General features: G+C 52.4%; 22 protein-coding genes, 1 pseudogene and 1 riboswitch. Of the genes and pseudogenes, 13 read left to right on the top strand and 10 right to left on the bottom strand.

All coding sequences use genetic code 11. The annotated features are described in order from the left end of the window. Position 1: 1 nt before the first annotated feature. Positions 2-1,108: a glycine oxidase ThiO gene (gene thiO / locus B5D58_RS01215; RefSeq protein WP_011111273.1), complete on the bottom strand. Its 1,107-nt coding sequence runs from the start codon at positions 1,106-1,108 to the stop codon at positions 2-4. 171 nt (positions 1,109-1,279) lie between these two features. On the opposite strand from thiO, the gene aroQ reads away from it, so the two are divergent. The 5 genes from aroQ to B5D58_RS01190 all read left to right on the top strand — a co-directional run bounded on the left by aroQ (position 1,280) and on the right by B5D58_RS01190 (position 5,527). Then, positions 1,280-1,714, top strand: a complete 435-nt coding sequence (gene aroQ / locus B5D58_RS01210) for a type II 3-dehydroquinate dehydratase (RefSeq protein ID WP_041357065.1) — start codon at positions 1,280-1,282, stop codon at positions 1,712-1,714. Positions 1,715-1,914: 200 nt separating this feature from the next. Then, positions 1,915-2,373, top strand: coding sequence for an acetyl-CoA carboxylase biotin carboxyl carrier protein (gene accB, locus B5D58_RS01205; protein WP_011111275.1), 459 nt, complete (start codon positions 1,915-1,917; stop codon positions 2,371-2,373). 69 nt (positions 2,374-2,442) lie between these two features. Beyond that, the gene (gene accC / locus B5D58_RS01200) at positions 2,443-3,801 is read left to right on the top strand and encodes an acetyl-CoA carboxylase biotin carboxylase subunit (RefSeq protein WP_011111276.1); all 1,359 of its coding nucleotides are present in this window, start codon (positions 2,443-2,445) and stop codon (positions 3,799-3,801) included. Positions 3,802-3,836: 35 nt separating this feature from the next. Then, positions 3,837-4,778 (top strand): 50S ribosomal protein L11 methyltransferase, encoded by a 942-nt coding sequence (gene prmA / locus B5D58_RS01195; RefSeq protein ID WP_011111277.1) that lies wholly within the window; start codon positions 3,837-3,839, stop codon positions 4,776-4,778. Next, entirely contained in the window at positions 4,775-5,527 is a 753-nt protein-coding gene (locus B5D58_RS01190) for a zinc-ribbon and DUF3426 domain-containing protein (protein ID WP_011111278.1), read from the top strand. The genes prmA and B5D58_RS01190 overlap by 4 nt, the downstream gene beginning before the upstream one ends. A gap of 46 nt (positions 5,528-5,573) precedes the next feature. Here B5D58_RS01190 and B5D58_RS01185 read toward each other — a convergent pair whose 3' ends face one another. The 3 genes from B5D58_RS01185 to B5D58_RS01175 are packed head-to-tail and all read right to left on the bottom strand — an operon-like array spanning position 5,574 to position 8,099. Beyond that, a complete protein-coding gene (locus B5D58_RS01185) occupies positions 5,574-6,917 on the bottom strand; it encodes an N-acetylmuramoyl-L-alanine amidase (protein ID WP_143023656.1) in 1,344 nt (447 codons plus the stop codon). Continuing rightward, positions 6,881-7,357 (bottom strand): tRNA (adenosine(37)-N6)-threonylcarbamoyltransferase complex ATPase subunit type 1 TsaE, encoded by a 477-nt coding sequence (gene tsaE / locus B5D58_RS01180; protein ID WP_011111280.1) that lies wholly within the window; start codon positions 7,355-7,357, stop codon positions 6,881-6,883. Before tsaE ends, B5D58_RS01185 begins: the two co-directional genes overlap by 37 nt. A 43-nt stretch (positions 7,358-7,400) precedes the next feature. After that, positions 7,401-8,099, bottom strand: a complete 699-nt coding sequence (locus B5D58_RS01175) for an SDR family oxidoreductase (RefSeq protein ID WP_011111281.1) — start codon at positions 8,097-8,099, stop codon at positions 7,401-7,403. A 297-nt stretch (positions 8,100-8,396) separates the two neighbouring features. Here B5D58_RS01175 and metK point away from each other — a divergent pair, with 297 nt between their 5' ends. The 6 genes and pseudogenes from metK (at position 8,397) to B5D58_RS14395 (ending at position 14,793) form a co-directional block, all read left to right on the top strand. Next, positions 8,397-9,560 (top strand): methionine adenosyltransferase, encoded by a 1,164-nt coding sequence (gene metK, locus B5D58_RS01170; protein WP_011111282.1) that lies wholly within the window; start codon positions 8,397-8,399, stop codon positions 9,558-9,560. Positions 9,561-9,597: 37 nt separating this feature from the next. Beyond that, a riboswitch (S-adenosyl-L-homocysteine riboswitch) is annotated at positions 9,598-9,675 on the top strand. 16 nt (positions 9,676-9,691) lie between these two features. Beyond that, a complete protein-coding gene (ahcY, locus tag B5D58_RS01165; protein WP_011111283.1) occupies positions 9,692-11,128 on the top strand; it encodes an adenosylhomocysteinase in 1,437 nt (478 codons plus the stop codon). A 170-nt stretch (positions 11,129-11,298) separates the two neighbouring features. Then, positions 11,299-12,144 (top strand): methylenetetrahydrofolate reductase [NAD(P)H], encoded by an 846-nt coding sequence (gene metF / locus B5D58_RS01160; RefSeq protein WP_011111284.1) that lies wholly within the window; start codon positions 11,299-11,301, stop codon positions 12,142-12,144. A 690-nt stretch (positions 12,145-12,834) separates the two neighbouring features. Further along, on the top strand, positions 12,835-13,062 hold the full coding sequence (locus B5D58_RS13505) for a hypothetical protein (protein WP_143023657.1): 228 nt from the start codon (positions 12,835-12,837) through the stop codon (positions 13,060-13,062). Between the two features lie 509 nt (positions 13,063-13,571). After that, positions 13,572-14,448: pseudogene (locus B5D58_RS01145) on the top strand (IS982 family transposase). 27 nt (positions 14,449-14,475) lie between these two features. Then, a complete protein-coding gene (locus B5D58_RS14395; RefSeq protein WP_074671124.1) occupies positions 14,476-14,793 on the top strand; it encodes a hypothetical protein in 318 nt (105 codons plus the stop codon). Between the two features lie 107 nt (positions 14,794-14,900). On the opposite strand, the gene B5D58_RS01135 is transcribed toward B5D58_RS14395, so the two are convergent. The 6 genes from B5D58_RS01135 to B5D58_RS01110 all read right to left on the bottom strand — a co-directional run bounded on the left by B5D58_RS01135 (position 14,901) and on the right by B5D58_RS01110 (position 23,533). Further along, on the bottom strand, positions 14,901-15,710 hold the full coding sequence (locus B5D58_RS01135; protein ID WP_011111286.1) for an NYN domain-containing protein: 810 nt from the start codon (positions 15,708-15,710) through the stop codon (positions 14,901-14,903). Between the two features lie 231 nt (positions 15,711-15,941). Continuing rightward, entirely contained in the window at positions 15,942-17,330 is a 1,389-nt protein-coding gene (locus B5D58_RS01130; RefSeq protein ID WP_011111287.1) for a sensor histidine kinase, read from the bottom strand. After that, complete coding sequence (locus B5D58_RS01125) at positions 17,327-18,013, bottom strand: response regulator transcription factor (protein ID WP_011111288.1); 687 nt, start codon at positions 18,011-18,013, stop codon at positions 17,327-17,329. Before B5D58_RS01125 ends, B5D58_RS01130 begins: the two co-directional genes overlap by 4 nt. 12 nt (positions 18,014-18,025) lie before the next feature. Further along, positions 18,026-19,414 carry an efflux transporter outer membrane subunit gene (locus B5D58_RS01120; protein WP_011111289.1) on the bottom strand — a complete coding sequence of 463 codons (1,389 nt, stop codon included), beginning with the start codon at positions 19,412-19,414 and terminating at the stop codon, positions 18,026-18,028. Next, complete coding sequence (locus tag B5D58_RS01115) at positions 19,411-22,551, bottom strand: efflux RND transporter permease subunit (protein ID WP_011111290.1); 3,141 nt, start codon at positions 22,549-22,551, stop codon at positions 19,411-19,413. Before B5D58_RS01115 ends, B5D58_RS01120 begins: the two co-directional genes overlap by 4 nt. 10 nt (positions 22,552-22,561) lie before the next feature. Beyond that, positions 22,562-23,533 (bottom strand): efflux RND transporter periplasmic adaptor subunit, encoded by a 972-nt coding sequence (locus tag B5D58_RS01110; protein ID WP_041356494.1) that lies wholly within the window; start codon positions 23,531-23,533, stop codon positions 22,562-22,564. A 580-nt stretch (positions 23,534-24,113) separates the two neighbouring features. Between B5D58_RS01110 and sbcB the strand changes: the two genes are divergently transcribed. Next, positions 24,114-25,604 carry an exodeoxyribonuclease I gene (gene sbcB / locus B5D58_RS01105; protein ID WP_011111292.1) on the top strand — a complete coding sequence of 497 codons (1,491 nt, stop codon included), beginning with the start codon at positions 24,114-24,116 and terminating at the stop codon, positions 25,602-25,604. Next, entirely contained in the window at positions 25,604-26,320 is a 717-nt protein-coding gene (locus tag B5D58_RS01100; RefSeq protein ID WP_011111293.1) for a YgjP family zinc-dependent metalloprotease, read from the top strand. The genes sbcB and B5D58_RS01100 overlap by 1 nt, the downstream gene beginning before the upstream one ends. Positions 26,321-26,329: the final 9 nt, after the last annotated feature.

Raw genomic sequence — 26,329 nt, 5'->3', positions numbered from 1 at the left:
ATTATTCGGATGGATGCCACCCCCTCTGATACGGGGTGACATCAAAAGGTTGAGTACGTTTCAGGATTTCGTTCACCAGTATTTCCGCACTGCCGGGCGCCATCGTTACACCATAGCGAAAGTGTCCACTGTTGATATAAAGGTTTTCAAGAAACGGGTGTGGGCCGATTATCGGGATATTGTCGGGTGTGGCGGGGCGCAGGCCCGACCAATGTTTCAGGAGTGGCGTATTTTTCAGTTGTGGCAGGATTTCTTCCGCCCAGCTGGACAGCCTGTTTTTTGCATCGAGGGTGATCTGCTTATCAAATCCTGTGTCCTCGATCGTGCTACCCACCAGCAAGTGTCCATCACGTCTCGGAATGAGATAGAGATCTCGTTGCAACACAATGGAGCAAAGCGGATTTCCCGGCAGCCTGTATAAAAGCATTTGCCCGCGAATGGGTTTTATTGCGAGATTCAGTGCATGTTCTCCGAGAATTTTTCTGCTCCAGGCACCAGCTGAAAGAATGTACTGATCAGCAGAGTGTTTTTCAGATGGTGTCCGGATGGCATGAACTTTCTGACCGGATATCTCCAGTTCCTGGACTTCGCAATGCTCGATGATCTTTCCGCCCAGTTGTCTGATACGTTTGTATAACGCCTGTAGCAGACGTGGATTGCGAACCTGAGCAACTTCAGGGAGAAACAGCGCCTGAGCGTTTCCCTGTTCGTCGTTGATGTGAGCCCAGGATAATCCGCCATGGTGTGAGGATGAGAGGTATGTCAGCCGTACCGCATGGGCGGAGCACCAGTTGACGGCTGCCTCTGGATCGCAAGGTGGAAGAATGACAAGCCCGCAGATCTGATATTCGGGATCGATACCAGTGGCTGTATTCAGTGCTGCCGTCCACTCCGGATAGCGTGACATACTGTACGCAGCCAGGCGGGTTACGGAATCCGAATAATTCCATGGATATAAAGGAGACAAAATACCTCCACCCGCCCATGAGGCTTCACACCCTGCTTCCCGGCGATCGAGCAGGGTGACTGATGCACCTTCTTCAAGTAATCGAAGCGCAGTGGAAAGGCCGATGATTCCTGCGCCAATCACTATAAAATCACTTGCCATTTCCGTTCGACAGTATTTGTTTGCAAGAGATAAATGAGGCAGCCTCTGAATCAGCAACTCTGTAATTTGCCAGAATCAGGTATTTTGCTGTAACTTCGGGGAAAATACATAAAAAACTGTACAATATCAGGAGAAAAGGACATAATTGGCCATCGTAAATGAATGGTCGATATGGCTGCAAATATCCTGGTGATCCATGGCCCCAATCTGAATCTTCTGGGCAGAAGAGAACCCGCCGTCTACGGGCAAACAACACTGGAAGATATTAACAGGAATCTGACGGTCAAAGCGCAGGCAGCACCTGTAGCATTGAGTATCTTTCAGAGCAATGCTGAGCATGAGTTGATCGACCGGGTGCAGGGGGCCATGAGTGATGGTACCGATTTCATTATCATCAACCCGGCCGCACTGACACATACCAGTATTGCCCTGCGTGACGCTTTGGCTGCTACCAGCCTGCCATTTGTGGAAATCCATCTTTCCAATGTTTATGCTCGTGAATCATTTCGTCGTACCTCTTATTTCTCGGATATCGCAGTTGGGGTCATCAGTGGTTTGGGTGCTGCGGGATATGAACTGGCGCTTCAATTTGCTTTGACCAGATAAATAGTATGGACAGGGTGGCGTCGCTGAAAAGATTTTATCCACAATCAGGCAGATTCCGATAATTGAAATGAATAGCAATACAAATCAGATGAACTGATTCGGTTCCAGATCGGTCAACGATCGTTATCAGGAAACAAAAAAATTTCGAACCTGAAGACAAATCAGAGTGTTTATGGACGGGATCCGCCCCGGAGGAAAATATGGATTTGAGAAAACTCAAAAAATTGATTGAATTAGTTGAAGAATACAGTATTACCGAGCTGGAAGTGACTGAAGGTGAAGAAAAAGTACGTATCAGCAAATCCATAACCCTGACACAATCGACTGCCACAATAGTACCGCAATATCATGCACCTGCTCCGGCAGGGCCGGTAACAGCTACGGTGAGCGAGACTGATGCACCGGATAAACCTGGTCTGCCGGAGGGACATATCGTTAAATCCCCCATGGTAGGGACTTTCTACCGTGCCTCAGCTCCCGGAGCGAAGCCATTTGTCGAAATCGGGCAATATGTGAAATCCGGAGAAACGCTGTGTATCATCGAAGCCATGAAGCTGCTCAACGAAATCGAGGCTGACCGTGACGGCAAAATCAAGACCATTTTGCCGGAGAATGGCCAGCCGGTTGAATATGGAGAGCCATTGTTTGTCATCGAATGATGATTTCCCGGGGTGATTTCCTGAATTCTCAAGCATCCATCCAGACCAGGTTCCCAGCACCTAATTTTTATGTTTGAAAAAATATTGATCGCAAATCGTGGTGAGATCGCGCTGCGCATCCAGCGGGCATGTCGCACCATGGGTATTAAAACAGTAGCCGTTCATTCTGAAGCAGATGCTGAGGCCAAGTACGTCAAACTGGCCGATGAGTCGGTGTGTATCGGCCCGGCAGCCTCTGCACAGAGTTATCTGAACATTCCTGCCATTATCAGTGCGGCTGAAGTCACCGATGCTGAAGCCATTCACCCGGGTTACGGTTTTCTATCCGAGAATGCGGATTTTGCCGAGAGAGTGGAAAAAAGCGGCTTTTTCTTTATTGGACCCCGGCCGGATACGATCCGGTTGATGGGGGATAAAGTCAGTGCCAAAAATGCCATGCGACAGGCGGGGGTACCTTGTGTACCGGGTTCCGGTGGTGCATTACCGGAATCTCTCGATGAGGTAAAGAAGATCGTTAAAGAAATAGGCTATCCGGTCATCATTAAAGCGGCCGGAGGCGGTGGAGGGCGCGGTATGCGTGTGGTGCATACCGAAGCAGCGCTTTCAAACGCGGTGATTACGACACGTAACGAGGCGCAGACTGCATTCGGCAATCCGGTTGTTTATGCAGAAAAATACCTGGAAAACCCTCGTCATATCGAATTTCAGGTACTGGCCGACGAGTACGGCAATGTCGTTCATCTGGGGGAGCGGGATTGCTCTATGCAACGTCGCCATCAGAAGATCATTGAAGAAGCACCTGCCCGCGGTATTTCTGTACAGTTGCGTGACAAAATCGGGGAGCTGTGTGTCGAGGCTTGCAAGCGTATCAATTATCGCGGTGTCGGGACTTTTGAATTTCTTTACGAGAACAATGAATTTTATTTCATTGAGATGAATACCCGGTTGCAGGTCGAACATCCGGTAACGGAGGCGATCACCGGGATCGATCTGGTTCAGGCGCAAATTCGTGTGGCAGCCGGAGAAAAGCTGTCTTTGCAGCAGAAGGATATCGTGTTCAAGGGCCATGCCATAGAATGCCGTATCAATGCGGAAGATCCCTATAAACTGACCCCATCGGCCGGGCGCATCACTCAATACCATGCTCCGGGCGGCCCGGGAATCAGGGTTGATTCACATATCTATCACAACTATCGTGTACCACCTTACTACGATTCCATGATTGCCAAGGTAATTGCCTATGGCGATGATCGCGACCTGGCTATTGCCCGTATGCGTATAGCATTGACGGAAATGATCGTTGAAGGCATCAAAACCAATATACCGTTGCATCTCGACCTTCTGACAGATTGCAATTTCCTGTCCGGCCCCGTTTCCATTCATCATCTTGAAGGTAAACTCGCGTTGTATAACAAAAAATCGACCTGATGCGATAGTGAGAAATTCTGTTACCCGCTTTGGCGATGTCCTGGCTATCCCTGACTTTTAGAATTGGATCCGATTACGTCGATCTGGTAGGTGACCGGCTGCTGGAACGAGGTGCATTGTCGGTCGATGTGCATGATGCGGGGGAGGGAACCAGCCAGGAACAACCTCTGTTCGGTGAGCCCGGCGCACCTCTGGATCAATTCTGGCAGCAGGCGGAAGTAACGGTGCTGCTGGAAGAAAATGCCAATATCGATGAGATCATACAGGGGGTTGCTGAGGTAATCGGGTTGCCTGCATTGCCGGAGTACCAGCTGGCACAGGTTATGGAGCAAGACTGGGTCAGGCTGACGCAGGCACAATTCGAACCGATCAGAATTTCCTCGCGGCTGTGGGTGGTTCCATCTTGGCATGAACCGCCAGATCCTGCAGCAATCAGTCTAAGGTTGGATCCTGGCCTGGCTTTTGGTACGGGCAGCCATCCGACTACCCGGTTATGCCTTACCTGGCTGGATCAATTCCTTCAACCCGGTGACAGTGTGCTCGATTATGGCTGTGGCTCGGGTATCCTGGCGATAGCTGCACTGAAATTCGGTGCAGATCGGGTCACGGGGATGGATATTGATCCCAATGCCATCACTGCCAGTCTGGATAATGCCCGGAATAATTTCTGTGACCCGGACAGATTGTTATTTACTACCGTATTGCCTCCACTCGTGGAGGATGATCGTGCCAGTGCTGAATGGGCTCCGGTTACCATAGTGGTAGCCAATATACTGGCCAACCCTCTGATTATGCTGGCACCTGTTCTGATGAAAGCTTTGCAGCCCGGCGGGCGTATCGTGCTTTCAGGAATACTGGAAACCCAGGCTGATGAGGTGTTGCAGGTTTACAGCGAATGGTTCGATATGCATATTGCAGCAAAAGAGCAGGGGTGGGTGCTGCTTGCAGGTCAAAAATCAGGTGGTGGTTTTGCATGACGCTGGTCACACGGTGTCCGGTCTGCCATGCGGTTTTCCGCCTCACAGGAATACAGTTGCATTCGTGCAATGGCGATGTTCGCTGTGGGCAGTGCAGGCAGGTATTCAACGGGTTCGTGGCACTGATCGTGGTCCCGGAGACATGTATTCAGCCTGCTGCACGATCTGCTGAATCAGCTCCGGACTACCTCGAATCCGGTAATGTTGCTGTAGTACCAGTTGCAGAATCATCTTTTCCTGCAGATCATTTCGGTGTTCAACTGTCCACACGGAAAACTTCCCGCTGGTGGCTGATACCCAATGCATTACTGCTGTTATTGCTGCTGGGCCAGTTTGTGCATGCCTATCGTACTGAAATCTTTATTGCTTTTCCTGCATTCCAGCCGGCACTGGATAGCTATTGTGATTTGATGCAATGTGAGATCGACTTACCGCGCCATCTCCATCTGTTGAGTCTGGAATCTTCAGATTTGCGTGTAAGCTCTCCCGCAGAGCCTGATGTCGTGGCGTTATCTGCAATCATCCGCAACCACGCACCCTTTCCACAAGCATTGCCGGCATTGCTGCTGACACTGACTGATTCTGATGAAAAGCCGCTTGCCAGCCGGATTTTTACTGCCGAAGATTATCTTGATTCTGTAACAGATCAGTCAGTATTGGGCGGAGATAGTGAAATACAGGTCCAGTGTTTTTTGAATACGAGCAGCCTCGATGCTGTGGGGTACAAGCTGGAGCTGATCTACCCGTAACAGGTCGTTTCACACAATTATAATGGAGCCCGGCAAGGCTGTTTCGTCACCGGGTATCTGCCACATCTACGCGTGTTTTCCAGCCTTTGCCACCGTAATAACGCTTGAGCCCGGCAGATATTGCATCGACCAGCTTGTTCTGATAAGCCTCGGAATTGAGTCTCGCTTCTTCGGTGTGATTGCTGATGAAAGCAGTTTCAACCAGAATGGACGGAATATCAGGTGATTTGAGTACCGCAAACCCTGCCTGCTCGACATTTCTTTTGTGCAGATGGTTGACCGATCCGATTTCATTCAGCACATGGCTTGCCAGCCGGACGCTGTCGTCAATCGTAGCATTCATGGACAGATCGATGAGTGTTTGCTTCAGATAACGATCCTTGTCATCCAGCTTGACTCCACCGAGCAGATCGACTTCATTCTCTTTTTTTGCCAGCCAGCTTGCCGTAGTAGAGGTTGCGCCGTTTTCCGATAAGGCATAAACGGAAGCACCATGCGCTTCCCTGCGTGGTGCAGCATCGGCGTGGATGGATACGAACAGATCCGCATTGGCCTGTCTTGCCTTGATGCGGCGTCCTGCCAGTGAAATGAAATGATCTCCGTCACGAACCAGTACGGCACGCATACCGGGTTCCCGGTCGATTCTGGCCTTGAGCTTTTTGGCGATCGACAGGGTTATATTTTTCTCCATGGTACCTTGCGGGCCGACCGCTCCCGGATCCTTGCCACCATGTCCGGCATCGATTGCAACGACAAAGGTTCGTTTGCCTGCAGGCTGGCGGTTGATCGCAGCCATGACGAGGTTCGGAGTCGCTTTCTGAGCAACGGGCCGGGTGGGAGGAGTGACTGCCGGCTGGGTATCTTTCTGTAATAGCGCCATCAGCGGATCGGTATATTCAGTTTTCCGGGCTTTATCAGCCGGCTTGGCGTGAATATCCAGTACCAGACGGTGTCCGTATTGCTCGGCAGGAGCCAGTGCAAAAGCTTTGGGTACCGCATCGGTTTTCAGTTCGACGACCAGTCTGGTGGTTTGTGGGGTGAATCGGCTGACTTTCAGTGTTTTGATCAGCGGATCGTGTGATTTGAGTTTGGCCGGTAAATCACCCAGTGCACCGGGGAATGAAACATTTTCGATGTCCATGACAATTCTTTTGGGGGCATCGAGTGTGCTGATCTTGTATTTGACCGGCTTGCTCACGTCCATCGCCAGGCGGGTATACGCAGAGTCGGCCCAATAGCGGGCAGCAGTGATTTGCGTTCCGGCAACCGCTCCGTTGCCGTATGAAAGCGGCGGCAGGAAGAGAGTTGCAACAAGAAGTGAAAAGCAGGTGAGTAATCTGGTGCTGAATCGATTCAATCGGATACCCGTTTTTGCCAGTGTGATAAGCATTGTTCTCCCGCCTCTGTTGCCGCGCTAAATTCAGCGATTCTTCTTGTTCCAGAATAGCTGATCCGTATTTCCAGATCAGCCGCGTGCAGAAATTCCCCTGCTTTTTCAGGCCATTCCACCAGGCAGATCGAATCCTGATTGAAATACTCCCGAAAACCTGCTTCTTCCCACTCTAATGAGTCATTGAATCTATAAAAATCAAAGTGATACAAGTATAACCTAGAAAGTTTATAGATTTCAACCAGGTTATAGGTGGGGCTTCTGACTTTACCGTGATGACCCAGCCCTTTCAGGATGCCGCGTGCAAGCGTGGTTTTGCCCGCCCCCAGGTCGCCATACAGGAATACGGTCAGGCCCGGATGAAACAGGGTTGCAAGCTGTTCTCCAAGTGCCAGGGTCGCTGCTTCACTATCCAGCTTTACCACGTGAGATGAGTGCATCCAGGGTTTGATAAAAAAATTTCGCTCGATTGGCTGGCAGAAATTACCAGGGTATATGTTGCCCATCATAGGCAATGAATTTACCCGTATCGGAGTGAGTCACTCTATCCAGAATACTTTTCATCCCGGTAACACTCTGTTTTGTCGAGATCAGTGCACCCCGTCCACCCATATCGGTTTGCACCCAACCCGGATGCAGCAGCACCGCGATAATGCCGCGTGGCTGCAGATCGATGGCAAGGCTTTTGACTACCGTGTTAACGGCAGCTTTGCTGGATCTGTAAATATAACTGCCACCGCGCTGGTTATCGGCGATACTGCCCATCTTGCTGGTGATGGTGGCAACGATTTTCAATTGGCTGCAGGCAATCTGTTCAATCAGTGCTTCGACCATTTTGAGGGGAGCGAATGTATTTACCCTGAAAGCTTCCATCCAGTCATCATAGCTGATACGACCGAATTCCCCGTTTTGTGCATGCGGGTAAACACCGGCATTGTTGATCAGAATATCAATGGACAGATCTTGCAGCTTGTGTGACAACTGATCGATTTCTGCGAGTTCTCTGACATCGAGCCGGTGAATGGAAAATCGATCTTTATACTGATCAGCCAACCGGTTCAGCGCTTCAGCCTGCTGCGGTTGCCGGCAGCAGGCCACCACTTGCCAGCCATCGGCAGCATATTGTCTGGCAAACTCCAGACCTATCCCTCGATTGGCACCCGTAATCAAAACAGTATTCATTGGAAACCTCCGTCAATAATCGGAATCATGTCCTTTTTTCAAAGAATCAAATCGAAAAAATAACGGATTATTGCATCTGCATTTCCTGAACCGGAGTATATCCAGTAAAAGGAGCAATGATTTTTATATGAATTTCTGGAATAATCCGAATGCTCATGCAACAGCACATTAAGGCAATTCCTGCAACATGTCGTTATAACCCGCTATTATCTTCGGCCTCGAATTCGAAACTGGCTTTACTCTTGCACGAGTAAGTATTATCTCATTCATAACCCAAATCCAATCAATAAAACTAATATGAGTAACTATCTTTTTACTTCTGAATCAGTATCTGAAGGCCATCCCGACAAGGTTGCCGATCAGATATCGGATGCCATTCTCGATGCCATCCTGCAACAGGACCCTCATGCACGTGTAGCCTGCGAGACTATGTGCAGCACGGGGTTGATCGTCTTGTCCGGTGAAATCACGACTGATGCCACGATCGATTACAACGCCATTCCCCGGGGTATCGTGCGCGAAATCGGTTATACCAGTTCCGAGATCGGCTTTGATGCAAGCACTTGCGCTGTATTGACTGCTTTCAACAAACAATCTCCCGATATTGCTCAGGGGGTAAATCGCAGTAAAGACGAGGAAATGGATCAGGGGGCTGGAGACCAGGGACTGATGTTCGGTTATGCCTGCGATGAAACACCGCAACTGATGCCGTTGCCGATTTACTATGCGCATCGTCTGGTCGAGCAACAGGCAAAACTGAGGAAAAGCGGCAGATTGTCATGGCTGCGTCCGGATGCCAAATCCCAGGTTTCCGTTCGTTATGAAGATGGATTCCCGAAAAACATCGAAACGATCGTCATCTCAACCCAGCATTCTCCCGATGTTCCTCGTGATGAACTGGTTGAAGGCGTTATCGAAGAAGTCATCAAGCCGGTTTTACCGGCCGAGATGCTGAGCAATCATATTCAATATCTGATCAACCCCACTGGCCGTTTCGTGGTGGGCGGGCCGATGGGGGATTGCGGGTTGACCGGGCGCAAGATCATCGTGGATACCTACGGTGGGACGGCACATCATGGAGGGGGCGCTTTTTCCGGTAAGGATCCTTCCAAAGTGGATCGTTCAGCCGCTTATGCTGCACGCTATGTGGCCAAAAATATTGTTGCGGCCGGCCTGGCGCGTAAATGCGAAGTCCAGGTGGCCTATGCGATCGGAGTGGCAAAGCCGGTCTCGCTGATGGTGCAAACCTTCGGTACCGGGAAAATCCCGGACGGGAAACTTGCTGAACTGATTGCCAGACATTTTGATTTACGGCCTCGGGCCATCATTCACGAACTGGATCTGCTGCGTCCGATTTATGGCAAAACAGCTGCTTATGGTCATTTTGGCCGGGAAGAACCCAGCTTTACCTGGGAAAAAACTGACATGGCAGAGCAGCTCAAAGCAGATGCAGGTATCTGACCATTTTCACGGTCATTCAGGCTGAATGAAGTTCCACTGGTACCGAGGAGCGCTGCAGCGGTCAATTCCGTGAGGCTCGTACCAATGGACAACCCAACAACGGCGCTCTTTCACTTTTGCGGAGATGTGTTATGAGTGCAACAATCAACCCCGTTGTGGATAATTCTGTTTTTACCGACTGCAAGGTGGCCGATTTGTCACTGGCAGACTGGGGCAGAAAGGAAATCGCCATTGCCGAGACAGAAATGCCCGGTCTGATGGCATTGCGTGAGCAATATGCCGACAAGAAACCGCTGGCAGGTGCGCGGATTGCAGGCTCCCTGCACATGACCATCCAGACAGCCGTACTGATCGAGACACTGGTAGCGTTGGGCGCGGAAGTCCGCTGGGCTTCCTGCAACATTTTCTCTACTCAGGATCATGCTGCCGCAGCGATTGCTGCCCGTAACATTCCGGTATTCGCTTACAAGGGAGAATCGCTGGAAGAATACTGGGATTACGCTCACCAGATATTTGAATGGGCCAGTGATGGTTCGCATACTGCCAATATGATTCTGGATGATGGCGGAGATGCGACCCTGCTGCTCATTCTCGGCAGCAAGGCTGAGCGCGATCCTTCCGTGATCGCCAATCCGACCAATGAAGAAGAACAAGTCCTGTTTGCTTCCATCCGCAGCCGTCTTGCCAGTCATCCGGGCTGGTATTCGCGTAATCTTGCCGCAATTCGCGGTGTGACTGAAGAAACGACGACTGGTGTCCATCGCCTGTACGAAATGGAAAAGAAAGGCGAACTCCCGTTTCCGGCAATCAATGTCAATGATTCAGTCACCAAATCCAAATTCGACAATCTCTATGGATGCCGCGAATCACTGGTGGATGGCATCAAGCGTGCAACCGATGTGATGATTGCCGGAAAAATCGCCGTGGTGTGCGGTTATGGCGATGTCGGCAAAGGATGTGCACAATCATTGCGTGGCCTGGGAGCAACGGTCTGGATCACCGAGATCGATCCGATCTGTGCATTGCAGGCAGCGATGGAGGGATACCGTGTGGTGACCATGGACGATGCCTGCGATAAAGCAGATATTTTCGTCACCGCTACCGGCAATCTTCGTGTGATTACCCACGATCACATGCTGAAAATGAAAGATCAGTCGATCATATGCAATATCGGCCACTTCGATTCCGAGATCGACATCGCTTCGGTTCAGAAATACCAGTGGGAAAACATCAAACCACAAGTCGATCATGTGATCTTCCCGACTGGCCGCCGTATTATCGTGCTGGCACAGGGGCGTCTGGTCAACCTGGGGTGTGCTACCGGCCATCCATCTTTTGTCATGTCCAGTTCGTTTACCAATCAGGTGCTGGCGCAGATAGAGCTCTGGCAAAATGGTAAAGACTACCAGAAGAAGGTATATGTACTGCCTAAACGCCTCGATGAAATGGTTGCACGGCTGCATCTGGGTAAACTGGGTGTGAAGCTGACTGAACTGACCGATGAACAGGCGCATTACCTTAACCTCGACAAGAACGGGCCCTATAAACCGGAAATGTACCGGTACTAAAAGCACTCTGAAAAACTGCGCCGGGGTTTGATGACTCCCGGGGCTTTTTCCGGAGTTGCTATGCTCAACCTGTCAAAGCCGGGAAACAGCGATAGAGTTTCCCGGCTTTGCTTCATTGATTTTCACCGTTGCCCTTCTTACAGGGTCGCAACTCATGGAAGTGAATCCCGATGCAATCCCAGAAAAAATTTACCCCCACATTCAGTTTTGAATTTTTCCCGCCGCAGACACCGGAAGGCATGGAAAAGCTGCGGGCAACGCGCATACAGCTTGCTCAGTTCAATCCGAAGTTTTTTTCGGTGACGTTTGGTGCCGGCGGATCCACTCGTGAACGCACGCTCGAAACCGTGCTGGAAATTCAGGCAGAAGGCTATCCGGTAGCGCCCCATCTTTCCTGTATCGGCTCCACGCGTGACAATATCCGTTCGATCCTTGAGAAATATCACAGTCACGGTATCAGCCGCATTGTGGCGCTACGTGGTGATTTACCCTCCGGCATGGCGCAGGCGGGAGAATTCCGCTACGCCAACGAGCTGGTAGCATTTATCCGCAAGGAGTTCGGTGATACCTTCTGGATCGAAGTGGCGGCTTATCCGGAATATCATCCACAAGCCCGCTCCGCTCTGGAGGATTTCACCAATTTCAGACGAAAAGTCGAAGCAGGTTCCAATGCAGCGATTACCCAGTTTTTCTATAACGTGGATGCCTATCTGCATTTCGTAGAGATGTGTGAAGCTGCGGATCTGAATATCCCGATCGTTCCCGGCATCATGCCGATCAGCAAATTTTCTCAACTGGCAAGATTTTCGGATGGCTGTGGAGCAGAAATTCCACGCTGGATTCGCAGAAAACTGGAAAGCTTCGGTGATGATATTCCGTCTATCCAGGCATTCGGGCTGGATGTCGTCACAGCGTTATGTGCTCGTCTGCTGGAAGCCGGCGCACCCGGCCTGCATTTCTACACACTCAACTCCGCCGTACTACCCACAAAAATCTGGCAACGCCTGGGGTTATAGATCACTGAAAAACCTGCATCTGCTTCCTTTAGATTATTACTGAATAGTTGAGTTTTGATACGCGTCTGGTTCCGGTTGGGTTAATACATAAAGTAGTTAATTTTTGGATATATCTGATTTGAGGGGTGGCTACCTACAATAGAAAAATGGCGGGTGTCACAGTATTTAGATGCAGTGTTATTGCGACTTTCTTGCGAAGTACGCTGGTTATAACACCTTGCTATACGTACATAAGCCATGAGACCGAATTTGTGTTGAAAAAATAATCAATCGCATAGAGTAACGGGTAAATAGCGGCCTGAAACACATTAAACTGTGTGGCATTCTCAATAATTAAGGGGGCTATCATCATTCTAAATATTAATGAATATACCAGTAAAAGAACAATTAATATAAATGCAATAGACATCACTTTTTTTATAACTATATTAGTTGTTTTGCGGGAAATTGTAGATGCTATAGATGATGCAGACTCCCCCAAAAAATTATTTAATATTCTAATAATAATATTTTTTTCGCTAATTTGATAGTGTGCTTTTCTATGCGCTTCTATATAAATTTCACTACGAATATATTCCTTTAGATTTAATTTATGATCAAAAACAAATTTTAATACTAAAGGCGTATTCTTAATTGCGCTATATAAAGAATAAAATATAGAGCCAAGATATACACATACAAATTATGTAAATGACTATTTCTTTACTTGTAATAAATGGTAAAAGATATACAGAAGAAGTTAGTAATGTGACATTAATGGAAATGTTGAAAAATGTGGAGAAAAGTGCTCTCCATATATTTTTTTCTACTTCATATTTAGCTGTAATAATACCGTCAACAATACCGTCTTCAATCTGCTTTTTAAATACAGCTTTAACTAAGAAGATAGTAGCTGGGGCAATGGCGGGCAAAAATTGAAGCATTTCATTATCTCGCTTTAAGTCATAACAAAGGAGGAGGAAAAATTTATTTTTGGCAGTTGGAGGGTCGATAATAATTTTATTTATCGTAGCTTAACTTGCCTTATTCCGGCTTTTTCTAAAGCCTCTAGTATCAGAATCATTTTATTTCCTTGGTTGGCAGATTGTTCAAGAACCTTGTCCAGCTGAGCTGGCAGGTAAAATAAGTCTGTCAATGATTATTAACGGGAGTTTGGTGCGAGGCTTTAATTGGGATACGATGTGCTTCTGCGTTCTTCACTTGGGGAATGGCATTCCCGAAGGCTGTGCCCTACTTGGATCGATCCAGTGAATCTTTGTCAGAATCTGATCACTCCGGGATAAGCTGGAAAAACGAACTCATATATTTAACGATCTGAATAGGCTTACCTAACCTGAGTTCGGGATAAGAAAAGAGGAGTTGAGCGCCAGCCTTTTTGCGTAAGATTATGTTTCCACAAACAAATCGATCGCATCCTGGAGACGCTCATGGACAGTTTAACCGAACTTTTTTGCCTCACAGATGATTTCTGCCACCAGTTCGAGCCTGCTTTAGAGCGCCATCTTCTGGAAGCAGGGGTAAAAAAGCGCAAACGCCGCAGCGAGTTAGCTTATCGGAGTTAATGACCTTAACTGTTTTGTTCCATCAATTGCGCTTTCGCCAGTTCAAGAGTTTTTACTTGGTTTACGTGTGTCGTCACTGGCAGGCTGAGTTTCCAAAGCTGCCAAGCTATCAACGATGTGTGGAACTCCTGCCCGCTGTGTAGCTCCTTTGGCAGCCTTATTCGAGATGCTCAAAGGCCAGTGTGACGGGATTTCCATCGCTGATGCTACTGCAATCGCCGTTTGCGATAACCGGCGTATCGCCCGCCATCGCGTCTTTGCCGACAGCGCCAGACGCGGCAAGACTTCGATGGGCTGGTTCTATGGATTCAAACTCCATGCCATCATCAATTCCAGGGGTGAACTGATCCGTCTGCGGCTCACTGCCGGTAATGTTGACGATCGTAAACCCATGCCCGATCTCTGTCAGGGACTGTTCGGCCAGTTGTTTGCCGATAAAGGCTACCTTGCCCAGTGGCTCACTGAAACACTGGACCGGCAAAACCTTCAACTCATTACTCCCTTCAAGAAAAACATGAAGCCTGCGCCTCGTACCGGGTTCGAGAAAGCCATTCTACGTCGCCGTTCCCTGATTGAAACCGTCTTTGATGAATTGAAGAATCTTTGCCAGATCAAACACACCCGACATCGCTCTTTCTTCAATTTTGTCGTTAACCTAATGGCTGGTATCGTCGCTTACTGTTTGTCCGATAACAAACCTACCTTGAATCTGACCAGGGTCAATACCTTGGTCAAAGCTTGAGGGCTTATCCCGAACTCAGGTTAGTACATGACAGTGCACATGATGCATTATCCGATGTCCGGGCTACGATTGCGCTGGCCCGTCTGCTGCGTGCACAGCAACCGCGCCTGTGACTGGCTGTTCCGTTTGCGGGACAAGCGTGAAGTATCTCGTCTACTCGATCTGACAGGGCGCACTCCGGTATTGCATACCTCGCGTATGTATCCATCCGAACAGAGCTGCACCACGCTGATGATGCTACTGTTGTCCGAAACAGGCCTAGAATCTCCAGTTCTCACTGGCAGGAAATTCCTGGGCAGATCAGCTCCAGGATCAATGACTTTTGTTATACCTGTTTTTTCTTGATTCGTGATCTGATCCCGACCATGCGCAATAGAGCTGGATGGTGCTGCAATACTTGTACGGTGCAGTGTCTGGTAACTAAAAAGAGATTGAGTGCCTATGTCAAAAAATTATTTGGCACGAAGATACAAGGCTTTTTGTGTTGATCCCGGTACCTGCCGTTCTTCGGTTACGAAGAGATCTGTTCTGGCTTTGACAAGATCAGAGAGTTTTTTGTAACCGTAAAGTCGGGAGTCGAAATCAGGTTGTAACTTGTTGAGGTAGTTGCCGAAATTGCCTAAATTTGCCCACCCGGCATCATCGCTTGATTGTTCGAGTGCGGCCAGAACAAATTTCCTGGGGAATGCCTGTTTTGTTTCCGGCGCCTGAGCAGCAGGCTGTGGCGAGGATGATTTCTGATCATTTTCTGTCTTTTTGGTTCGTTGTGCAGCTGATTCAGTTGCTGTATCCGGGCGAAGAACCTCGGTAAACACAAACTTATGGCAGGCATTGCGGAAAGCCTCGGGTGTTTTCTTCTCCCCGAAGCCGAGAACAGTAAGCCCCTCTTCACGTAAACGCATTGCAAGGCCGGTGAAATCACTGTCGCTTGTAATCAGGCAGAATCCATCAAACTTTCGGGTATAGAGTAAATCCATCGCATCGATGATGAGTGTGCTGTCCGTGGCATTTTTGCCTGTTGTATATGCAAACTGCTGAACAGGTTTGATGGCATATTTTTGAAGTACTTTTTTCCAGGAAGCGCTTGCAGGAGCGGTGAAGTCACCGTAGATGCGTTTCACGGTTGCTTCCCCGAATCGCGCAATCTCGGCAAGTAGTCCTTCAATGACGGCCGCTTGTGCATTGTCAGCATCAATGAGTACAGCTAACCGAAGAGTCGGTTCTTCTGCTTCAATTTTAGTGACTAATCGTGGAGATACCATGCAAGCTCCTGTTTTCTAATACTCATGTAATGGGGATTTAGCGAATTCGTGAATATACAGGAGACTGATAGATATCTCGCCATGAATGATTTGGACTTTCAGGAAGCGGGTTCTACAGCTAATCAACCGCAACTGAGCAGTGCAGCTTCGCAATTTGTATAGTTCCGGAATGAGGGAGCGAAAGTCCGGATCGTTAGGATGGCTATATTCAATGCGGATTGTTTTCCCTGATCAAACCTTTGTTGCCTCCTTTCTATCACGGATGGGAAGCGCGGTGAAAGACAGGCGAATACACAGCCCTGGTGCATTATCTTCCATGATGAGTTCCGCCTCATGTGCCGTCGCGATCGCCTTGACAAGGCTGAGCCCAAGGCCGTGTCCCTTTGTAGATCGGCTTGCTTCCAGGCGCACGAAACGCTCGATCACACGGGCTCTGTCGGCGACTGGAATACCGGGTCCGTCATCTTCGACTGTGAGGATGGTGTGATCAGCCGCACGGCTGAGGATGACGCTGATCGTGGTCCCGACAGGCGTGTGCCGCATGGCATTTTCGATCAGGTTGACCAGCAGTTGCGATAGCAGATGTCGTTCACCCAGGATATGAAGATCGTGATCCAGCCGCACGATCAGCTTACGGCCATTTTCTTCGATGTCAGGGCGAAATGCATCTGTCACACGTTTAGCGACTTCCGTCAGTGATACCGGGGTAAACGTCTTGCGAAGCGTGAGGGATTCGATCTCGGAAATTTTGAGCAGAGAGGAAAAGAGCTGTTGAATTTCGACCGCAGTGGCAATCGCGCGTTCTATCGTGTGGCGATAGTCCTGTGTGTTCCGACAGTCTGTAAGCGCCAGCTCGAGCTGTTGTTGCAGTCGGCCGAGTGGCGTGAGCAGATCATGGGCGATATCGGTCGAGATCTGCTTCAGATTGGTGAGCAGTTCGGCGTTCCGATCCAGCATGCGGTTGAGCGTTTCAGCAAGGCGATCGAACTCACCTGCACGATTGTTCCGGTCGATACGGCGAGAGAGGTCGCCGGCAGCGATTGCATTGGCTACCTTACTGATATTGTCGATACGCTGCCGGGTGATCAGGCCCAGGATCCATGCGCTGCCTATGCCCATCATGAGCATCACTGAGGTCATTCCTGCCGTGATCCAGCCGATGACTGCATCGATCTCTTCGACAGGCATGCGATCTGCAGCGACAACCAGTCGTTCTCCTGCAGGCAGGATTACAGTCAGCGCCTGATGTGCGCGGCGATCACCTGTGGTTTTGTTCCCGACATAAAGGTGTTCTCGCCAGCCGGCCTTGCTGGGCGCTTCAGCCTGAAGTGAGCCTGCCAGCCGGCGCCCCTGATGATCGACCAGCAGATAACCAAGACCACTGTTTTCGTGACGATCGTGGTGTGAATCGACCATGGCAGCAAGGGCAGCAAGTCCGCCGCGATCATATTCCTCTATCAGTAAGCTGCTTTCAGTGGTGATGCGGTGATCGAGTTGTTGCTCAAGTTCCTCATGCGCAAAATATCGGCCTACCAGACCGGAGAGGACAGCCAGTGCGGTAAGCACCACACTTACCATGACAGCAAGGCCGAACGTCGTCCGGGGAATATGCAGTTTCATTCGCTGCGGATCATATAGCCTGCGCCGCGGACTGTGATGATCGCATCCTGATCGAAGTCGGCATTGAGCTTCGCGCGCAGGCGACTGATATGGGTTTCGACAATATTGGTCTGAGGATCGAAGTCAAAATCCCAGACACGTTCAAGCAGCATCGTCTTTGTCATGACCCGATGAGGATTACGCAGAAGTACTTCAAGCATCAGCAGCTCACGCGGCTGAAGATCGATGCGCCTTCCGCCTCGGCGGGCGATACGCTTGCCGAGGTCCAGTTCGATGTCCAGCACGCGGAGGCTTGTTTCCGGTTCCAGAACGGCAGGTCTCCGGATAATCACGTTGAGACGCGCGTGCAGTTCGGAAAATGCAAAGGGCTTGACGAGATAATCGTCCGCACCGTTCTCCAATCCTTCCACCCGGTCCGCTATCCTGGTCATGGCAGTGAGCAGCAGCACTGGCGTTCGGATGCCGCCAGCACGTAACATTTTGAGGATCGACAGACCGTCGAGTCCGGGTAACATGCGATCGAGGACAATTGCATCATAGCTTTCCTCGGTAGCGCGGAAGAGCGCTTCACGGCCATTGTCGACCGTGGAGACGATATGACCCGCCTGCGTCAGTCCGCGCCGGATGAAGTTCAGCGTTTCTTCATGATCATCGGCAACAAGAACTCTCATGGTGCTCATCATACTATGATCGGGTTATTTCACCTGTCCTGATGGCTGTTTCCATCCGCCACCCAGTGCCCGGAATAGAGCGATCTGGATCTGAGCGATCCGAAGGTCCGAAGTGGCCGTCAATGTCGCGATGTCAGTTCGGGTACGCTCGGCGTCGAGCACCAGCAGATAGCTGTCGGCACCGAGACGGAAGCGCGCTTGTGCGCGGCGAACGGCTTTCTCACTCTCAATGAGTGCAGACATGAGGTCAGTGCGGCGTACCTGTTCGGCCCGATAATCCGCGAGCGCAGTTTCAACCTCGCGCAGTGCACGCAGGATGACTGCATCCCAAGTTGCAAGCGCTGCTGCTTCCTGGCCTTTAGCCGCAGCGATTCTCGCACGTACAGCACTCCGGTTGGGGAAGGGCCAGGTGATGAGTGGCGTCAGAATGGCGTCGAACCTGCCGGCGATCAGGCCGAGGGAACTACCCAGCGAAATTTTCGGATAAAGATCCGCGTGAGCAATATCGATCCGGGCAGTCGCAGCGATGACGCGCTGCTCTGCTTCGCGGACGTCCGGGCGGCGAGCGAGAAGGGCGGTTCCATCTCCAACCGGAAGAGGCACTTCGATCTTCGGGATGCTGTGGCAAGAGAGGTGCCATCCATCCGTCGCTGACGGTGGAAATCCTTCGAGAGTTGCAAGCCTGAACAGGGCTCGTCGGCGATCTGCTTCCAACGGGGCGAGATTTGCCCTGGCGCGCTGCAGCACTGTCTGAGCCTGGGCGACTTCCAGTGGCGAAACTTCGCCTTCCTGAAACTGCTGGTCGATTAGCTGGAAGCTGTGTTCATGCGCGCGCACCAGAGATTTGGTCAGCGTGCGGGTTTGCACCGCGCCGCAATAGTCGATATAGGCCGCTACGGTGTCGCCGACGACCGCGATCCGTGCGGCATCCACCAGTGCAGCGGATGCTGCGGCATCGGCACGAGCGGCACGGACACCGCTGCTCAATCGCCCGAACAGGTCGATTTCATAGGCAACCGTTGCCCCCAGTTCGTAGCTCGTCTTTGGAATCGACGAGGTACTGGGTTGCTTGTCCGCCTGATCAGGGCCTGCACCACTCTCGATGACAGTTGCCGGCAGTCGGATTGCGTCGGCCTGTCGGACCATCGCGCGGGCTGTTTCGAGATTGGCGATGGCAATATGCAGATCGGCGTTGGCGGTGAGCGCCCGTTCGACATGGGCGTCGAGCTCAGTGTCATCAAAGAGATGCCACCATTGGGCAGGCAGCGCCGTGGTTACTACACCCGGTGTGCGCGCTTCGATAAACTCCATCTGAGCCGCGGGAAGAGAGGATGGCGTACGCACTTCGCTGGTGGTGCCGCAAGCCACGAGCGAGGTGAGGGCAACCAGGCTGAATAAGGATATTCTGATCATGCGGTCACCCTGGCGGCTGGCGCTTCGGGTTGCGGAGGTATTTGAGATCCCCTGGCGAAGCGCAGATAAAGGGTGGGCATCAGCAGCAGGTTGAGGGCGGTCGAGCTGATCAGGCCGCCCAGGATCACCAGCGCCATCGGATGTTCGATCTCGTGGCCCGGCGCATTGCCGCGCACGACCAGCGGCAGCAGTGCAAGTGCGGCGCAGGATACGGTCATCAGGATCGGGATCAGCCGTTCCTCGGTGCCACGCAAGATCAGTGCGCGTCCGAACATTTCGCCTTCCTTTTCTTCCAGATGGCGGAAATGGCTGATCATCATGATGGCGTTGCGGGCAGTAATGCCGAGGACGGTCACGAATCCGACCAGCGCACCGAGCGACATGATGCCGCCCGACAGCGCGACCGCGATTACACCACCGACCAGCGCAAAAGGCAGGCTGAGTGCGATCAGCCCTGTGAGGCGCAGCGAGCGGAATTCGAGCCAGACTAACAGCAGGATACCCGCAAGACACAGCAGTCCGAGCGTCAGAAGCTGGCGCTGCGATTGCTGGAGTGCGGCATATTCACCAAGAAATTCGGGGTAATAGCCGCTGGCGAACTTCATTTGACGTACGCGGGTTTCGACAGCTGTCGCCACCGCGCCGAGATCGGAACCGGAAATGTTCATCGTGATATCGATGCGCCGCGAGCCGTTCTCGCGCTTGATCTCGTTGGCTGCGGGCATGATGCGGATATCCGTGACCTCGCCGAGCCGGATCTGCGCACCGCCGGTAGCGGCTCCTTGTACTGTTGCGCCCGCAGCCGGTGCCTCGATCATCAGGTTGCGCAGCGCATGGAGGTCGCCGCGTACCTCCTCGGTTCCCCAGACCGTGACGTCGAGGCTGCGCTGGTCGCGATAAATCTCGCCGACTTTTACGCCCTGGATCAGGGTTGCCGCGGCCCGGCGAACTTCACCTGTGGTCAGCCCATAAGCGGCAAGAGCTTCAGGTTTGGGCTTGATCTGGACCTGGGGGATGAGGCTTTGCATCTCGACCTTGAGATCAGTGACGCCGGGCACATTGGCGATCGCCGTCTTCACCTGCTCGGCCATCGTGCGGAGCTGATCGATCTCTGGCCCGTAAACGCGCACCACAATTGTGGCCCCGGCTCCCGTCAGGACTTCCTTGATCCGCTCGCGCAGATAGGTGAGTACATCGCGCTGGAGGCCAGGATAACCGTCGATCACCTCCTGAATCTTCGCGACGCTCGCATCATAGTCTGCGCTGTCGTCGAGACTGATCCAGAGCTCGGTGAAATTGGGGCCATAGACTTCATCGCCTGCCTCGGCGCGACCGATATGCGCCCCGAAATTGCGCACTCCTGGAATGGCCCGCAGTTCCTTGCTGGCGCGAATCGTCACCCGATCCATCGCTTCGATCGAGGTGCCAGGCTTTTCGACGAAGTGCATCAGGAAGTCAGTTTCGCGGAAATCTGGCAGGAACTGGTCCTTGAAACTCAGATAACCGATGCCGGTGACCGTCAGGCCGACCACAATCGTCATCACGGCGAGTTTTGGCCGTTCGATGAGGCGCGGCAGGACAGGGCGGTATCGTGCCTTGAGAAAGCGCACGAAGCTCGTGTCTGCGTGCCGGATGCCATCACGCGGCATCAACAGAAGGCAGAGTGCTGGCGTTACCGTCAGCGCGACGAGAAGTGAACTGCCGATCGCCAGTACATAGGCCGTGGCGAGCGGGCGGAAGAAGGTGCCGGATACGCCCTCAAGAAAGAAGATCGGCAGGAATACCAGCATGACGATCAGGCTTGCGAATACCACCGCACTGCGGACTTCGAGCGAAGCTGCGAGAACGACGTTGAACGCCGGTCTGGGTTCATCGAGCGCGGCGTTGAGTCGCAATCGTCGGCCGATATTCTCGACGTCGATGATCGCGTCATCCACGATTTCGCCGAGCGCGATCACCAGCCCGGCGATGACCATGGTATTGATGCTGATATTCCACCAGCTCAGCATCAGCGCGGCGCCCAGTAGTGACAGCGGGATGGCCGTGAGGCTGATCGTCGCTGAGCGCCAGTCCCTGGTGAAAAGGATCAGCACCATTGTGACCAGCGCGCAGCCGATCGCCATTGCTTCGGTGAGGTTGCCGAGCGATTTTTCGATGAAGGTGGCCGGGCGGAAGATCGTGCTGTCGACTGCGATGCCGGTTAGGCCGGGCTTGAGTTCCGTGAGCGCCTTTTCGACACCGCGGGTGACGTCCAGGGTGTTTCCACCCTGCTGCTTTTCGACGATCAGCAGAATGCCGGGTTTGTCATTGATGATCGCATTACCGATCGGCGCGGCATGGCCTTCCCTCACAGTCGCGACATCGCCCAGCCTGATCGGCGCCCCGTTGGCAAGCTTGACTACGGTACGGGCGAGATCTTCCGGCGTTTCGAGCGGAGAAAGGTGGCGCACCGCAAGGCGCTGGTTCGGTGTATCCACGAAACCACCACCCAGGGATACGGCAGCGTCACCGGTCGCGCGCTGGACTTCGGCCAGCGTTACTCCGGAGGCACGAAGGCGGGCGGGGTCGACGAGTACCTGAAGCTGGCGATCGCGCTGGCCCCAGACCGCAACATTGGCGACACCGGGCACGGCCATCAGCTTGGGCTTGATCGTCCAGCGCACCGCATCCGACAGCGCTATCTGGTCGAGCGTATCCGACGACAGGCCGATCTTCATGGCCCGGCTCGTCGCAGACAAGGGCGGCAGCATGATGGGTGGACGGATATTGGTCGGCAGGCGCGGCGTGACCACCGCGACGCGCTCCTGAACAAGCTGTCGGGCTCGGATCACGTCAGTGCCTTCAGCGAAGATCATCACGACGGAGGATAGACCCAGTACTGATTTCGAGCGTAGTGTCTTGAGTCCCGGCACGCCATTGACCACCATCTCGATCGGGATAGTGACGAGGCTCTCGACCTCTTCGGTCGACAAACCGGGCGCCTCAGTCTGGATTTCGACCATCGGCGGGGCAAATTCGGGGAAGACGTCGAGTGGGACGCTGCGCGTCGTATTGATCCCGACGAAGACCATGATGATAGCAAGCGCCAGCACGAGAACGCGCTGCTGCAGGGCGTTGGTGACAAGCCAGTTCAGCATCGGGCGTGTCTTATTTTATGCCGAATTCGGTACCGAACAATTCCGCGGCACCGGCGGTAACGACCTCCATTCCAGGTTTGAGGCCCCGCGCGAGAAGAGCCTGGCCGTTCTGCACCGAAGCGATCTCGACGCGTCTGCGCTCGAAGCTGCGTTTGCCGGTCGAGACATAGACCCATTCACCGCCGTAGATGTCGCGCAGGATAGATGACGACGGAATGGTAAGGCCGCTGGTCTGCCCCTGCGCGGGAAGTTCCACCGCAATGCGCTGCCCGATTCGGAACGAGGTACCGGCATTGCCGAGCGCGTAGTAGAGGTCGACCGTGGCCGCAGCTGCATTGGCGGAAGGCGGGCCGTCGACCGGTCGTGCCGACCGACGCGTACTCCCATCGCCGAGTGCCGCGATCTGGGCGGGTGCCGAGCGGATGATGCGTGACACATCTCCGGCCGGAACCGGCACGCGGATCCACACCTGGCTTGTCCGGTTCATTGCGGTGATCGGCGGTCCATATTGCGCCCGCTGGGTCTGGGCAACGCGCAGGTTTGCGCGTGCTACCGCAACCGTAGCCAGTGCTTCGTCACGCAGCCGCACGCTGCCCGCTTCCTCGCGCACGAGCGCCTCGGCGCGCGCTGCATTCTTGAGCGCGATATCGAGTTCCGCGCGGGTCCGCATCACGTCACCATCGGCGCGGGCCTGGTTTGATGCGAGCGTGGCAAGATCGCTCGCTGATGTTACCGGGACCCCGCCACCTGCCGGAGGAATGATGACTTCGCCGTGCAGCATTATGTTATTTGTATTTTTACTGTCGCTGGCGGGTGCAGTCTCGATACCGAGACGCTGGATGGCTTGTGTTGACAGGGTGAGCTTGAGGAGATTGGTTTCGTGGCCGATCGGTTCTACCTTGGCGGGCTTGTCCGGCATCGCTTCCGGTTGGGAACCACTGCAGGCAGCCAGGAAAAAGATGACTGGCAGGACCATTGTCATGGGAGAGGATCGGGATTGCATTGACATAAAAGCCCTGTTTGCAGATTGAGTCCGATCTATCGTACATGGAGCAGTTTCGTGGCAGCTTTCGGCTTCTATACAGATTGCGAACCTTCGAGACGTGGTATTACACCTGATTTGATTGAGTAGTGCGCTGTGTAAGAGATGGCGCGACGTTGTGTGAGGATGGGACAGGAACAGGCTTTAGCCGGTGGTTGTTTAGTACTTGTAAACTGCGCTTTTTATCTGTTTTTGCCTTGGCTGACTGCCTCGTCAATGATTTTCAGAGGATCCCTGAGAATCGCATTGACATGCTGTTTTCAGCGAAACCATAATGCAACCGGTAGAAACTATTCTGGTGGAAATGATGGCTTCTTTGACTGTTAAAAACATACCTGAGGATATTTATGAGCACCTTAAGCAGGCTGCTCTGCATATGATTGCGAATTCATATCGACTGCTAAATCGCTTAACTCCAAACTCATCACGGCTGATAGAAAACTGATCACCGTATTTCCCGATATAGCGATAACAGTGAAAGATCACCTGGCTGCATAACCTTGAGAAACTGACTACTACGATGCAGACAGGTAACTCAACGCTTTACTGGCATGATTATGAAACTTCCGGGGCAACGCCACGCTGGGATCGGCCATTTCAGTTTGCCGGGTTGAGGACGGACGAAGCGCTCAATGAAATTGGTGACCCGCTGGTGATCTATTGCCAGCCGGCGCGCGACCGGTTGCCTCACCCGGAAGCCTGTCTGCTTACCGGCATTACGCCACAAATGGCAGAAGCCCGGGGGCTGCCGGAGCCGGAATTCATCGCACTGATTCATGCACAGTTGGCGCAACCGGGTACTTGCGGAGTGGGCTATAACACGTTGCGATTCGATGATGAAGTCACTCGGTTTACGCTGTACCGCAATTTTTATGACCCCTACGCGCGCGAATGGCAATCTGGCAATTCGCGCTGGGATGTGATCGATCTTGCCCGTATGACTTTTGCTCTGCGTCCGGAAGGCATCAACTGGCCGATCAACGGGGAAGGGAAACCCAGTTTTCGGCTGGAGGACATCACCACAGCCAATGGATTGGTACATGACAGTGCGCATGATGCGTTATCCGATGTCCGGGCTACGATTGCGCTGGCCCGCCTGCTGCGTGCACAGCAACCGCGCCTGTACGACTGGCTGTTTCGTTTACGCGATAAACGTGCTGCTGGCAATTTGCTGGATATGAAAACCCACGCCCCGGTTTTGCATACTTCCCGTATGTACTCCTCCGAATATGGCTGTACTACGCTGGTCATGCCACTGCTGCCTGAAACCGGTAATGCCAACAGTGTTCTGGTTTATGACTTGCGGCATGATCCCGCTGAATTTGTCCTGCTGGATATCGATGCACTGGCGGAACGTCTTTTTACACCCAAAGAAGAGCTGGCAGAAGGACTGCAGCGCCTGCCAGTCAAAGCGGTCAGGCTGAACAAATGTCCGGCACTGGCACCACAAAAAGTTCTGAATGACGAAGTCGCCAATCGAATCGGACTGAATGTCGAACAATGTCAGCAACACTGGCAACTGTTACTGCAGCATCCGGATTTCATGCAGCGAATCAAACAGGCGTATTCCGGCAATAAAGTATTTGCAGAAAACGATGCCGATCTGGCGTTGTACGATGGTTTTGCCAGTGACCACGATCGCAATCTGTTCCCGCTGGTGCGTGATGCAGAACCAGGGAAACTGGCTGACCTGGCCGGAAAATTTCAGGATGAACGGTATATCGAGCTGTTGTTCCGTTATCGTGCCCGCAACTTTCCCGATACCTTATCGGTTCAGGAAGAACACCATTGGCAAATGCATTGCCGCAGACAGCTTGGTGAAAATGCCATCAACGGTAGCCTGACATTGAATGAATATCACCAGAAACTTCTGCAACTGCGAACCGATTGCCCTCAGCAGGCGCAGCTGGACATTCTGAATGAGCTGGAAGCGTGGGGCAGGGTACTGGCACAGGAAAATGATCTGCCCTGGCCGCCTGATCATTCCGGATCGGAAGAACAGACTGATTGATGAGCGAACAGATCAGGCTGGAAAATCTTACGATTTTCATGCAACGCAGGGCAGTGAAGCATGTTTACCTGCGGGTGCATCCACCGGATGGCCGGGTGACACTGGTGGCACCAACCGGTATGCGGCTGGAAGTGGTGCGTGCGTTTGTCACTGCAAAACTGGACTGGATTCACAAGCAGCAGGCAAAACTGCAAGCGCAGGTCAGGGAAGTCCCTCGGCAATTTATCGGTGGGGAAAGTCATACCGTATGGGGGCGTCATTACGTGCTGCAGGTGGTGGAGAAATCAGCCGGGCCGTGTGTGCTGATGGATCAGCAGACCATCACCCTGCAGGTGCGCCCCGGTAGCGATCTGTTCAAGCGTGCTGCTGTGATGCATGCCTGGCATAAATCCCTGCTGCATGCCGTGGTGCCTGATCTGATCGGAAAATGGCAGGATCGGCTGGGTGTGAGTGTCTCTGCTTACTTTCTGCAGCAGATGAAAACCCGCTGGGGTAGCTGCAATACGAGGCGTCGCCATATCCGGTTGAATACCGATCTGGTGAGAAAACCGCAGGATTTGCTGGAATATGTTGTGGTGCATGAGTTGGTTCACCTGATCGAACCATCGCATAACAAACGGTTTGTCGGGTTAATGGATCAGCATTATCCGGCCTGGCGCGAGGCCACAGCGGAACTGAACCAGATCCCCCTGTCGGCGATACGGCCGCGCGGATAGGTGATCAGC

It is taken from the genome of Nitrosomonas europaea (assembly GCF_900167395.1).
Taxonomy (GTDB): domain Bacteria; phylum Pseudomonadota; class Gammaproteobacteria; order Burkholderiales; family Nitrosomonadaceae; genus Nitrosomonas; species Nitrosomonas europaea.
Note: the sequence above shows the minus strand (reverse complement) of the source record. Positions and strands in the feature narration are given on the sequence as shown.